At 65.7% G+C, this 12,999-nt stretch carries 11 protein-coding genes; 7 read left to right on the top strand and 4 right to left on the bottom strand.

The genetic code is table 11. From position 1 onward, the window contains the following. Window positions 1-7: 7 nt before the first annotated feature. Window positions 8-838 (bottom strand): universal stress protein, encoded by an 831-nt coding sequence (locus tag RPB_RS06895; RefSeq protein ID WP_011440265.1) that lies wholly within the window; start codon window positions 836-838, stop codon window positions 8-10. Between the two features lie 182 nt (window positions 839-1,020). Between RPB_RS06895 and RPB_RS06890 the strand changes: the two genes are divergently transcribed. The 7 genes from RPB_RS06890 to RPB_RS06860 all read left to right on the top strand — a co-directional run bounded on the left by RPB_RS06890 (window position 1,021) and on the right by RPB_RS06860 (window position 7,969). Further along, window positions 1,021-1,854 carry a universal stress protein gene (locus RPB_RS06890; protein ID WP_011440264.1) on the top strand — a complete coding sequence of 278 codons (834 nt, stop codon included), beginning with the start codon at window positions 1,021-1,023 and terminating at the stop codon, window positions 1,852-1,854. 71 nt (window positions 1,855-1,925) lie between these two features. After that, entirely contained in the window at window positions 1,926-2,657 is a 732-nt protein-coding gene (locus RPB_RS06885) for a CBS domain-containing protein (protein ID WP_011440263.1), read from the top strand. A gap of 155 nt (window positions 2,658-2,812) precedes the next feature. Next, window positions 2,813-4,345: a sensor protein FixL gene (gene fixL, locus RPB_RS06880; protein ID WP_011440262.1), complete on the top strand. Its 1,533-nt coding sequence runs from the start codon at window positions 2,813-2,815 to the stop codon at window positions 4,343-4,345. Next, the gene (gene fixJ / locus RPB_RS06875; protein WP_011440261.1) at window positions 4,335-4,952 is read left to right on the top strand and encodes a response regulator FixJ; all 618 of its coding nucleotides are present in this window, start codon (window positions 4,335-4,337) and stop codon (window positions 4,950-4,952) included. The genes fixL and fixJ overlap by 11 nt, the downstream gene beginning before the upstream one ends. An 85-nt stretch (window positions 4,953-5,037) precedes the next feature. Beyond that, window positions 5,038-5,430: a response regulator transcription factor gene (locus RPB_RS06870; RefSeq protein ID WP_011440260.1), complete on the top strand. Its 393-nt coding sequence runs from the start codon at window positions 5,038-5,040 to the stop codon at window positions 5,428-5,430. 193 nt (window positions 5,431-5,623) lie between these two features. Further along, window positions 5,624-6,313, top strand: a complete 690-nt coding sequence (locus RPB_RS06865) for a helix-turn-helix domain-containing protein (protein WP_011440259.1) — start codon at window positions 5,624-5,626, stop codon at window positions 6,311-6,313. A gap of 348 nt (window positions 6,314-6,661) precedes the next feature. After that, window positions 6,662-7,969, top strand: a complete 1,308-nt coding sequence (locus RPB_RS06860; protein ID WP_011440258.1) for an O-acetylhomoserine aminocarboxypropyltransferase/cysteine synthase family protein — start codon at window positions 6,662-6,664, stop codon at window positions 7,967-7,969. A gap of 167 nt (window positions 7,970-8,136) precedes the next feature. Here RPB_RS06860 and RPB_RS06855 read toward each other — a convergent pair whose 3' ends face one another. The 3 genes from RPB_RS06855 to RPB_RS06845 are packed head-to-tail and all read right to left on the bottom strand — an operon-like array spanning window position 8,137 to window position 12,997. Continuing rightward, window positions 8,137-9,498, bottom strand: coding sequence for an NADH-quinone oxidoreductase subunit N (locus RPB_RS06855; RefSeq protein ID WP_011440257.1), 1,362 nt, complete (start codon window positions 9,496-9,498; stop codon window positions 8,137-8,139). Next, window positions 9,495-10,940 carry a complex I subunit 4 family protein gene (locus tag RPB_RS06850; protein ID WP_011440256.1) on the bottom strand — a complete coding sequence of 482 codons (1,446 nt, stop codon included), beginning with the start codon at window positions 10,938-10,940 and terminating at the stop codon, window positions 9,495-9,497. The genes RPB_RS06855 and RPB_RS06850 overlap by 4 nt, the downstream gene beginning before the upstream one ends. Continuing rightward, a complete protein-coding gene (locus tag RPB_RS06845) occupies window positions 10,931-12,997 on the bottom strand; it encodes an NADH-quinone oxidoreductase subunit 5 family protein (protein WP_011440255.1) in 2,067 nt (688 codons plus the stop codon). Before RPB_RS06845 ends, RPB_RS06850 begins: the two co-directional genes overlap by 10 nt. Window positions 12,998-12,999 lie beyond the last annotated feature (2 nt).

Genomic DNA, 12,999 nt, shown 5'->3' with positions numbered 1-12,999 from the left:
TGGACTTTCAGCGCGCGAGGAAGGCGCAGCGGCTGGTCTGCTCGAGCAGATACTGCGTGACGCCGCCGAGGACCCATTCACGGAAGCGCGAATGGCCGTAAGCGCCGGCGATCACGATGCCGGCGCCGTTGCGCGCCGCGATCGCGTCGATCTGCTGGGCGACGTCGCCGGCCGCCACCGGCACCTCGCCGATGGCGTGGATATGGTGCCGCGACAACCAGTCGACCACATCGTGCACTCCCGCCAGCGCTTCGGCGCGATCACCATCCTCCTCGACGATCTCGACCACGGCGACGTGACTCGCCTGACGCAGCAGCGGCAGCGCGTCGACGATGGCGCGCCGTGCCTCCGGATTGTCCTTCCAGGCCACCACCACGCTCGAAAAATCGATCCGGCAGACGTCGGCCGGCACAACCAGCAACGGCCGCCCGATCTGCATCACCAAATCGCCCGGATCCGCGACCGCGAACGGATCCGTGAGGGGGCTTCCGGTCGCCGCACCGATCACCACGATGTCGGCAGCGCGCGCCTGCTGCACGATGTACTTGGCCGGCGGCTGGGTCGCCGAGCGCCACAGCAGCTCGCGAGCGCGCCCATGCATCGCCTTGCGGAATTCGGCCTCCAACTCGCCGAGCCGTTGCCGGATATCGGCCAGCCCTTGCTCCAACAGCCGCTCCGCGCTCCCCCCCGCAGTATAGTACAATGGAGGGGAGAGGTCGGATGCCGCAATACCGATCAGCCGGGCTTCGAACCGCTCCGCCAATTCGGCGGCGATCCCGAGCGGACACGCATTCGGCCGATCGCACGACAGAGCGACCATGAGTGTCGAATACGTCATCGATGCCTCCCGATTCCCGCCACCCTGAACTAATCGGGTGATCCAGGCACTTTTCATTTCTGCAACCTAGCCCTGTTTCTGCCGCAGAGGTCGCGCGGCACGATGAGCTAGATCAAAGTATGGCACCCCCAGGCCGGTATATTCCGCCGCAGATCGTCACGGGCCTCACGCGGAGCATCGCCATGCTGAATGATATTGTCGTCCATGTTCCGGCCGACCGGCCGGCCGATGGCCTGGTCGATTGCGCGGTCTCCGTCGCGAAGGCTTTCGATGCGCATCTCGATGGAATCGTCTGCACCTATCAGCCGATCAACCCCGCGGTCGTGGTCGGCGCGTCGGCGGCCTACTACGCCGCCGTCAATCAGTACAACACCGACAACGACGAGGCGGCGGCGCGTCTCGATCAGTTCGAGATCGCTGCGCGCGCCGCGGGCATCACACATGGCGCACGCAGCATCTGCGACACGCCGGTGCTCGCCAACGAGTCGCTCTCCGAGATCTCCCGGCTGTACGATCTCTGCGTCGTGCCGCAACCCGACCGGACCAAACCCGGCCACCAGGATCCACTGCCGGAAAGCATCCTGTTCAATTCCGGCAAACCGTTGCTGATGGTGCCCTACATCCACTCCGGGCCGATGCGGCTCGACAGGATGCTGATCTGCTGGGACGGCGGTCGCCAGGCCGCCCGCGCGGTCCACGACGCCATGCCGTTCCTGCGCCGGGCCAAGACCATCGACGTGCTGGCCGTCAACGAAGACGAAGAGGAAGTCGGACAGGCGACGACCGACGCCCTGCTGGCGCATCTGTTGCGCCACGACTTGGCTGCCACCGCGCACCACTTCACCTCGCCCCCGACCAATATTCACAACACCATCCTGTCGCTGGCGGCCGATATCGGCGCCGACATGCTGGTGATGGGGGGCTACGGTCATTCGCGGCTGCGCGAATTCATCCTCGGCGGCGTCACCCGGGGCATCTTCAAGACGCTGACGCTGCCGGCGCTGATCTCGCACTAAGCCGCCGATCGGCCGCCGCCGACCGGCGACAAGACAAGGGACAGGCACCGCGTGCCGAAGGGATTCAGAACATGCGTGCGAATCAGATCATGACGGCCAATTTGGTGACGATCGGCCCCGAGGCCTCGATCGTCGACGCCGCCAATGCCATGCTCGAGCACCACGTCAGCGGCCTGCCGGTGGTCGACGGTGGCGGCCGGCTGATCGGAATCATCTCGGAGGGCGACTTCATCCGCCGCGCCGAGCTCGGCACACAGCGCAAGCGCAGCCGCTGGTTGAGGCTTCTGCTCGGCCCCGGCACCTGCGCCGCCGACTTCGTCCACGAGCACGGCCGCAAGGTCGGCGAAGTGATGACGCATCATCCGCACACGATCAGCGAGGACACCTCGATCGAGGCCATCGTCAGAACGATGGAGAAGCACCACGTGAAGAGGTTGCCGGTGATGCGCGGCGACCAGCTGGTCGGCATCGTGACCCGCAAAAACCTGCTGCGCGCGGTCGCCAACCTCGCCCGCGAGGTGCCGGATCCCACCACGGCGGACGACAAGATACGCGAGAAAATCGTCGCCGAAATCGATCGCAACGACTGGCGGCCGTTCGGGCTGAGCGTGCTGGTTCGCGACGGTGTCGTGCACCTCAACGGCGTGATCACCGAGGAGCGTTCGCGCCAGGCCGCGATCGTCGCAGCGGAGAACGTTTGCGGAGTTCGGGAGGTTCACGACCATCTGTGCTGGGTCGACACGATGTCCGGCTTCTACCTCAATTCGCCCGAGGACGACCGCTCCGCCAAGACGGCGACCTGACCACACTCCGCCTGCCGGCGCGCAAGGACTTGACAGATCCGATCGAAGCGGCAAACGGACGGTTTGCTGCTTCGAATTGCGTTTGTGCACTGCGTCCGTTGCGGACCAGAGCACCGATATGATAAGAGCAATTCAATGAGTTGCGAAGGTATCGCGTGACGGATCAAGCCCCATCGTCATCGGAAGCCCTGGCGCGCGATCGGCGGCTGCAGCAGGGAATTGATCAATACGGCGTGGGAAGTTGGGAACTCAATCTCGCCACGCGGGAATTGGCGTGGTCTCCGACGACCCGGCGGCTGTACGGCGTCACCACCGATACGCCGATCGATTTCGATGCCTTCATCGCGCTGGTCGATCTGGAAGACCGCGAGCGCGTCGCGCAGGCGCTGCAACGGTCGATCGATCGCGGCGAGCATCTCGACATCATGTACCGGGTCGCAGATCGTGGTCAGCCCAGGCACTGGTTGCGCGCCCGTGGCGGCCTGATCAAAGTCGAAGGCACGGCCGGGTATCTCTGTGGCATCGTTCTCGACATCGATCAGCAGAAGGTGCTCGAGCAGGAACTCCGACTGCAGCAAAGCCAGTTGCGCTCGATTCTGGACACCGTGCCCGACGCGATGATCCTCATCGACGGCCGGGGTATCATGCGGTTCTTCTCCAGCGCGGCCGAAAGGATGTTCGGGCTGTCCGAGAAAGAGGCGATCGGCCAGAACATCAGCGTTCTGATGCCCCGCCCGGACGCATCCCGGCACGACAACTACATTTCCCGCTACAACTCCACCGGAGAGCGCCACATCATCGGCATCGGCCGCATCGTCACCGGTCAGCGGAAGGACGGAACCACCTTCCCGATCCATCTGTCGATCGGCGAAATGGAATCCGGCGGTGAGCGATATTTCACCGGCTTCATCCGCGATCTCACCGAGTACCAGCAGACTCAGGCGCGCCTCCACGAATTGCAGGCCGAACTGGTCCACGTCTCGCGGCTCACCGCGATGGGCGAAATGGCGTCGGCTCTGGCGCACGAGCTGAACCAGCCGCTGTCCGCGATCAGCAATTACATGAAAGGTTCGCGCCGGCTGCTCGCCGACAGCAGCGATCCGAACGTGCCCAAGATCGAACACGCGATGGAACGGGCGGCCGAGCAGGCGCTGCGCGCCGGACAGATCATCCGCCGATTGCGTGATTTCGTCGCCCGCGGCGAATCCGAAAAACGGGTCGAAAGCCTCGCCAAGCTGGTCGAGGAGGCCGGTGCCTTGGGCCTGACCGGCGCCCGCGAACAGGGCGTGGTGCTGCGCTTCAAGCTCGATCCGGCGAGCGACATGGCGCTGGTCGACCGGGTTCAGATCCAGCAAGTGCTCGTCAATTTGTTTCGCAACGCTCTTGAAGCGATGGCCAATTCGGAGAAAAAGGAACTGGTCGTCTCCAACGCCCGCGTTGCCGATCAAATGATTGAGATTTCCGTCGCCGATACCGGCAGCGGGTTCCACGAGGACGTGAAATCAAGTCTGTTTCAGACCTTCTTCACCACCAAAGAAACCGGAATGGGTGTTGGATTGTCGATAAGCCGCTCGATCATCGAGGCACATGGCGGCCGGATGTGGGCCGAATCAAACCCCTCGGGGGGCGCGACCTTCCGCTTCACGTTGCCTGCCGCGGCCCAAGAGGACCTCGCCGATGCCACGTAGGGGGAACGTGTACGTCATCGACGACGATCAGGCGATGCGGGACTCGCTCGACTTCCTGCTCGGATCTGCCGATTTCGAGGTGAGGCTGTTCGAGTCCGCGCTGGATTTCCTCAACGAGGTGACGATGCTGCCGTTCGGCTGCATCGTCTCCGACGTGCGGATGCCCGGCATGAACGGCATGGACCTGCTGAAGCAGCTCAAGAACGACCGCACGCGGCTTCCGGTGGTGATCATGACCGGGCATGGCGACGTTCCGCTGGCGGTCGAGGCGATGAAGCTCGGCGCGATCGACTTCATCGAGAAGCCGTTCGAGGACGACCGGCTGATCGGAATGATCGAAACCGCGCTGAAGCAGGCCGGCGACGAAGCCAAAAGCGAGGCGGTGTCGCAGGATATCGTCGCGCGGATCCAGTCGCTGAGCCCGCGCGAACGCCAAGTGATGGACGGTCTGATCGCCGGCATGTCGAACAAGGTGATCGCCCGTGAGTTCGATATCAGCCCGCGGACGATCGAGGTCTATCGCGCCAACGTCATGACCAAGATGCAGGCCGGCAGCTTGTCGGAGCTGGTTCGGATGGCGATGCGTGGCGGCGTGATCAGGGATTGAGGCAGATCAACCTGCCTCGCACGCCAGCAACTATTCTCCCCTGCATGAAAGAATTGCAGTCAGGTCGGGTGCGTGGGACGAACTGATGACCACCGCATCCCCAAAATCTGTTGTCTATGTCGTTGACGACGATCAGGGCGTGCTCGGATCGCTGCGGTTTCTGCTGGAAACCGACGGGTTCGAAGTATGCACGTTTCGCAGTGGTCCGGCGCTGCTCGATGCGCTCGACGACGGCCGTGCCGATTGCATCGTGGTTGACTACAAGATGCCCGGGATGAACGGCATCGACCTCGCCCAGAGGCTGCGTGACCGCAAGATCACGACCCCGGTGGTCATGATCACCGGCTACCCGGACGAGAGCATTTCGAGCCGCGCCGCCGCCGTCGGCGTCCGCCATGTGGTGCTGAAGCCGCATCTGGAAGAGAGTCTGGTCTTCCACATCCGTGGTGCCTTGCAGGGAAGCGGCGCCCCCGCCTGACCCGCCTGTGCAGCGGTCTGCGCCGCCCCCTTGATTTCACTGGATTTTCTCTGATCTGCCACGGAGAGCGGCGCCGCCCTCCGTAAATCTACTTAGGTAAACCCCCTTAAGATATGGGGCGAAATACCAGGTCTGTACGATCTTCATTACAACCACGCCATCCGATCCAGATACCCCGATAGGAGATGGCAAGATGCTGAACCAGTCGCTCAGGGCCCCGACCGTCGCCAAAACTCCGGTCGACCCTTCCTGCTCTCCGGCTGATCAGTTCTTTGCAAGTACCGGCCACGCCGGCCTGATCGCCTCCGAGTTTTCCTACAAGAAGGAAGAGGAAATCTACGGCGAGGACGAGCCCTCGGAATACGTCTACCAGGTCGTATCCGGCGCGGTCCGCAGCTACAAGCTGCTCTCCGACGGCCGCCGCCAGATCGGCGCCTTCTATCTCCCCGGTGACGTGTTCGGGCTGGAATCGGGACCGACCCATCGCCTCACCGCGGAAGCCATCGTCGACACCACCGTTCGCCTGCTGAAGCGTCGCAGCCTCGAACAGGCCGCCGCCACCGACGTTCACGTCGCCCGCGGATTGTGGTCGATGACCGCCGGCGAGCTGCGCCACGCCGAAGACCACATGCTGCTGCTCGGCCGCAAGAATGCGATGGAGCGGGTCGCGAACTTCCTGCTGGAAATGGATCGCCGCCTCGCCGTTGCCGGCATGATGGCGTTGCCGATGTGCCGCCGCGACATCGGCGACTATCTCGGCCTCACCCTCGAGACCGTGTCGCGCGCGCTGTCGCAATTGCAGAGCCAGGGCATCCTCGGCTTCTCCGGCGCCCGCCAGATCGAGCTGCGCAACCGCCAGCAGCTCCGCAACCTCGACGCCTGATCGCTTCAACGCAGAAGCGGTGGCGGCCCTCGCCATCGTTTCCGGCGTCATGCAACTCTCCGGAATTGGCCGCCAGAAATGGCGGCCTTTTTGTTGCGACGAGACGCGACGCGCATGAGCGCGCGCCCCGTATCACGAAAGAATTTTCTCTTAAAGATCCATCGAACTAAAGAACGAACGCGTCATAAGCCGCCATTCTTCCAATTCATAGATTTTTATTTCACGCGACGAATTGACTTGGGACGACGCCCCCGACCTGATGGACGTCCCGGCGAACCTCAGCGTCGACCCGATGCAGACCCGACGCCACGACGGTTTCGCCTTTCAAATTTGTCGAAGGATTCCGTCATGACCGAAAAGCTTCACCCTGAAACCCTCGCGCTGCACGCGGGCTGGCGCGCCGATCCTTCGACCGGCTCGGTCGCAGTGCCGATCTTTCAAACGACGTCCTATCAATTCAACAACACAGAGCACGCGGCCAACCTGTTCGCACTGAAGGAACTCGGCAACATCTACACCCGGATCGGCAACCCAACGACCGACGTGCTGGAAAAGCGCGTCGCGGCGCTGGAAGGCGGCGTCGCGGCGCTCGCAGTGGCGTCGGGCCAGGCGGCTTCGGCCTTTGCGATCCAGAACCTCGCTCGCGTCGGCGACAACGTCGTCAGTTCGACCGATCTCTATGGCGGCACCTGGAATCTGTTCGCCAACACGCTGAAGGACCAGGGCATCGAAGTCCGCTTCGTCGATCCGGCCGATCCGCAAGCCTTCGAGCGCGCCACCGACGACCGCACCCGCGCCTATTACGCCGAGACGCTGCCGAACCCGAAACTCGCGGTGTTTCCGATCGCCGAAGTGGCCGCGATCGGCCGCAAATTCGGCATTCCGCTGATCGTCGACAACACCGCCGCGCCGTTGCTGGTGAAGCCGCTCGAACACGGCGCCGCGATCGTGGTGTATTCAGCGACCAAATATCTCGGCGGCCACGGCACCTCGATCGGCGGCTTGATCGTCGACGGCGGCAATTTCGACTGGGAGACATTCCCGCAGCGTCAGCCGGCGCTGAACACCCCGGATCCGAGCTATCACGGCGCCGTCTGGGTCGAGGCGGTGAAGCCGATCGGCCCGGTCGCCTACATCATCAAGGCGCGCACCACGCTGCTGCGCGACATCGGCTCGGCGCTGTCGCCGTTCAACGCCTTCCAGATCCTGCAGGGCCTGGAAACGCTGCCGCTGCGAATCGAACGTCACGTGCAGAACGCCCAGGCGGTCGCCGACTATCTCGAAAAGCGGCCCGAGGTCGTCAAGGTGATCCATCCGTCGAAGCTGAGCGGCGTCGCGCGAGAGCGCGCCGACAAATACCTCAAGGGCAAGTTCGGCGGCCTGGTCGGCTTCGAGCTCGCGGGCGGCCTCGAGGCCGGGCGCAAATTCATCGACGCGCTGCAACTGTTGTATCACGTCGCCAATATCGGCGACGCGCGCAGCCTCGCGATCCATCCGGCGACGACCACGCACTCGCAGCTTTCCGCCGAGGACCAGCTCGCGACCGGCGTGTCGGACGGCTATGTCCGGCTGTCGGTCGGCCTCGAACACATCGACGACATCATCGTCGATCTGGAGCGCGGCCTCGCCGCGGGACGCCTCGCCAAGGCGGCGTAAGTTTGGACTAATATACGCTCCCTCTCCCCAAGCACAGCGCGCTCCCTCTCCCGCTTGCGGGAGAGGGTTGGGGTGAGGGCGATACAAGCACTGACTCAGCAAGCATGGAGCGGAGTGCCCTCACCCGGATCGCTGCGCGATCCGACCTCTCCCGCAAGCGGGAGAGGTTAAGGCAGGGCGAGCCTCACCACATCGATCAGCACCGCCGGCGCGACGCCGAACAGGATGATCAGCACCACGCACACAGCGATCAGCCCCTGATCGAGCCGCGGCAACGGCTCGGCCTCTTCGTGCAGATGGCCGAAGAACGGCGCGGTGAAGAACCGTGCGTAGTAATAGAAGCCGAGCGACGCGCCGGCGACGGTGATCGCCAGCAGCGTCCATAGGCCGCGATCGACCAGTACGTGCAGCAGATATAATTTGCCGATGAAGCCGCCCGCGGCCGGCAATCCCGCCAGCGACAGCAACGACAGCGACAGCGCGATCGCCTCCAGCGGGCGGCGCTTGATCAGCCCGTGCAGATCGTACAACGTCGGCGCGCGGCCGAGCGCGGCCGAGACGCACAGCACGCCGAGCATCGCCGGCGCGTAGACGGCGAGATAGAACAGCACCGCCTCCGCGACGCGCGGGGCGCCCGAGGCCAGGATCAGCGCGATGTAGCCGGAATGCGCGATGGTCGAATAGCCGAGCATCCGCGGCAATTGCGGTTGGCGCAGAGCCAGCAGATTGCCGACCACCACCGAGGCGACGCCGAGCGCGGCGAGGCCCGAGCTCCACACCGGCTCCGGCAGGTGCGCAGTGAGAAACAGCCGCAGCAACACGAGCGCCACAGCGGCTTTCGACACCACGCCGGCCAGCGCCGCGGCGCTCGCGGGCGCGGCTTCGAACGCATCGGGCGTCCACATGTGGAACGGCGCCAGCGAGAACTTGAACGCAAGACCCGCGAGCAGCAGCGCGGTGCCGAGCGCGGCCAGCGCGCCGTGCCCGGTCCAGCCGGTGAAATCGAGCGCGCCGGTCTCGGCATAGATCAGGGCTGTGCCGAGCAGCAGCGCCGCCGAGGCCAGCCCGCTCATCACCAGAAACTTGTAGGCGGCTTCCAGCCCCTGCCGCGTCAACCGGTAGGCGAACAATGCGATCAGCGACAGGCTGATGATCTCGATGCCGAGAAACAGCGTCGCCGCATGGCCGGCTCCCGCCAGCGTCGCTGCGCCGAGCGCAACCAGCACCAGCAGCGACGGCGCCTCCTTGGCGGGGTGGCCGGTGCGCAGGAAGATCAACGCGCCCAGCGAGGCGAGACAGACATAGGCCACGCCGAACCGGGCGATGCCGTCGTCGGTGAACAGCGCACCCAGCGGCGCCGACGGCGCGCCGATCCGCAGCAGCACCAGCGTCACAGCCGCAACCAGGCCCGCGGCAGCCGCCGCCTGCGCGGCTTCGATGCGCGCCAGCGGCACCAGCATCATCGCTGCGACAGCGGCGATGGCCAGCGCGATGAGCGGCGAAAGCGCGGCGAACTGGGCTGCGGTCATGGCTGCGGCAGCACCAGAGCGGCCTTGATCGCGGGCTCCAGCAGCGCCAGCAGGCTCTGCGGATACAGGCCGATTACCAGCGTGGCGAGGCCCATCGCCAGCACCGGCCCATATTCACGCCAGGTCAGGTCGGCGACCGGCGCGCCGAGCCGCGGCTGACCGAACACCAGCCCCTTCAACAGCCGCGTCGCGTAGATCACCGAGACCACCAGCGTCGACAGCGCCAGCAGTGCGAACACCCAATTGACCTGGAAGATGCCGACGACCACCAGCGCCTCGCCGACGAAATTCGCCGTGCCGGGCAGCGCCAGCAGCGCCGAGCAGAACAGCGCGAAGGCCGCAGCGAAGCGCGGCGCGATCTGCTGCAGGCCACCGAGCTGGCGCAGATCGCGGGTGTGGGTGCGCTCGTACAGCGCCCCAATCAGCAGGAACAGCGCCGAGGCCGAGAACGAATGCGCGATCATCTCCACGGCGGCGCCGGCGACCGCGTAGTGCACGCCCGCGGCGATGCCCATCAGCACGATCGACATATGGGCGATCGAGGTATAGGCGACCAGCCGCTTGGCGTCGTTCTGGCCGCAGGCGACCAGGCCGCCATACAGCGCGCCAGCAGCGCCGAGCGCAATGCCGTAGGGCGCGACCGCTTCGAGCCCCTGCGGAAACAGCATCGGCGCGAAGCGGAACAGGCCGTAGGCGCCGGTCTTCAGCAGGATGCCGGCGAGCAGGATCGAGCCCGCGGTCGGCGCCAGCGTATGCGCCTCAGGCAGCCAGGCGTGGAACGGCGGCACCGACAGCTTGACCAGAAACGCCAGCGAGAAGCCGAGCAGCATCCAGACCTGCACCGACGTACTGAGCTTCATCTCCGCGAGTTCGAACGCGCTGAAGGTCATGTGATCGGCCATCGACGCCAGCGCAAACGCCGCCGCCAGCAGGCCGAAGCCCGCGACCGCATTGAAGATCAGGAATTTCAGCGCCGCGCCTTCCCGATCGCCATGGCCCCAGACCGCGATCAGCGTGAACGCCGGCACCAGCATCGCTTCCCAGAAGAACGCGAAGATCAGCAGATCGAACGAGAGGAAGACGCCGATCGTCGCCGCCACGGTCCAGCACAGGCAGGCATGGAACAGCCCGGACTGGGTGCGGATCTCCGACCACGACGCCATCACCGAGATGATGCCGAGCCCGGCCGATATCGCGATCAGCGCCGCCGACAACCCGTCCATCGCGAAATCGAGCGAGATACCGAACGACGGCACCCACGGATAGGAGACCTTGGCGTACCAGCGGCCTTCCGGCGCGCCGGCGACGATCGCCATCAGCAGCACCAGCATCAGCGCGAAGGTCGCGATCGTGACCCAGCGCTCGCGCTCACCGCGCCCCGCGATGAAGAATGCGACGAAGCCGCCGATGGCCGGCAGCAGAATGAGCGCGATCAGCGCCATGACGTCCCCCAAGCATAAAGTAGAAGCGCCGCGCAGCCGAGCGCGATCCAGAGCGAATGATCGCGGACGCGGCCGGTCTGCAGCCGCCGTGCCTGCGCCCAGGCGTGACTAAAGCCGCCTGCGAATCCCATCCACGCCCGATCGATCTGATCGGGATTGAACCGTGCGACGAAACTGCCGACAAATACCCGCGCGACGATGATCAGAATCCGGCCGACCGGATCTCCGGCGACGAGACGCACCACAGGGGTCTGCCCGTCGGTCGCACGCGATATGAAATCAGGCTGGGCCGCCTCTTTCCCGAACGCGCGACCGAGCGGATCGTCCGCCATCAGTCCCGGCGCGTCAACGCCTTCCCGGCGCAGCGCCGCCGCCTGCGCCACCGCTTCGGTGCCTTCGGCGTTACCGAGCACCGTGGCGAGATGCCGGAAGCGCCGGACGATGTAGTAGTAATACAGGATCTCGATGCGGAGGGCGCGGACATGGCGCAGCCGCTTCGCGAAATGCTCCAACTCCCGCGGATGCCGGACGAGCTGCCGCGCCAGCACCACGCCGAGCAGCGGCGCGGCGGCGCCGAGCAGCGTCGGCAGCAGCGGGAGATGGTCCTCCGTGCCACCGGCGAAGCCGATCAACGCACCCACCGACAGCCCACCGACCACGGCAACCGCCGTGAGCACGACCAGCGGGATCATCACCGCGGCCCCGCCCCAGGGCGGCGCGGCGAGATCGGCGGACTGGCTGCCGGCGACGAACACCACACGGAACGCATAGGCGGCGGTCAGCATCGCGGCCGCGGCAGCCAGCAGCCACAGCGGCACGCCCCACGGCCCGCTGCTCCACACCGCGGCGAGCACCGCTTCCTTCGAATACCAGCCCGCCGTGATCACCGGCAGGCCGGCGAGCGAGGCGGCGCCGATCGCAAAGCTCCAGAACGCCCAGGGCTGGCGATAGCGCGCGCCGCGCAACGCCTCGATCGCGGTCGAGCCGCCGGAGGCGTGGCTCATCACGCCGGCGCTGAGGAACAGCAGCGACTTGAACGCGGCATGGATCGCGAAGTGCGCCAGCGCCACCGCCGGCGCGCCGAGCCCGAGCGCCAGCACCATGAAGCCGATCTGACTCATGGTCGAGAACGCCAGCAGCTTCTTGATATCGGTCTGGATCACCGCGATCAGCGCGCCGCCGGCCGCGGTGAGGATGCCCAGCATCGCCACCATCGCGGAGATTTCCGGTGCGGCGGCGAACAGCGGCGCGAGCCGCGCCAGCAGGATCACGCCGGCGGCCACCATCGTGGCGGAATGCAGCAGCGCCGACACCGGCGTCGGGCCGGCCATCGCGCTCGGCAACCAGGTGTGAAACGGAAATTGCGCCGATTTGCCAAGCGCGCCGAGCGCGATCAGGCCGGCAATCGGCGCCAGCCGCCAGGGGTCCATTCCGGGCACCACGGCCAGCATGCCGTCGAGCCGCGTGGTGCCGGCGGACAGGAACAGCATCATCAGGCCGGCGAGCAGCAGGCTGTCGGCGATCCGGGTGGTGATCAGCGCCTTGCGCCCGGCCGACACCGCCTTCGGCAGCTTGTCGTAGAACGCGATCAGCATGAAGCTGCACAGGCCGATGGTCTCCCAGCCGAGGAACAGCAGGATGACGTCGGCGGCGAACACCACCGCCAGCATGCCGGCGAGAAACAGATTCATCAGCGCGAAATAGCGGCGCAGATCCGGCAACGGCTCGGAGGCCATATACGCGCCGGAATAGATCAGCACCAAGGCGGCCACCACGCTGACCGTGCCGCCGGTGACCATGCTGAGCGGATCGAGCGACATCGCGATCTGGGCGACGAACATGCCGGCGTCGATCGTCAGGATCGGCACCACCGCGCCGGCGACGCAGGCGCCGTCGAGGCAGGACAGCGCGACCGGCGCGAACAGGATTGCCGGCAGCACCGCGGCGCCGACGCCGATCGCGATCACCACCGCGCGCGACAGCGCCAGCGGGATCAGCGACAGCACCACGAAGCCGATCAGCGCCGGGACCGGAACGAAGGGGAGCAGCGAGGCCATGC

It is taken from the genome of Rhodopseudomonas palustris HaA2, assembly GCF_000013365.1.
Classification (GTDB): domain Bacteria; phylum Pseudomonadota; class Alphaproteobacteria; order Rhizobiales; family Xanthobacteraceae; genus Rhodopseudomonas; species Rhodopseudomonas palustris_J.
Note: the sequence above shows the minus strand (reverse complement) of the source record. Positions and strands in the feature narration are given on the sequence as shown.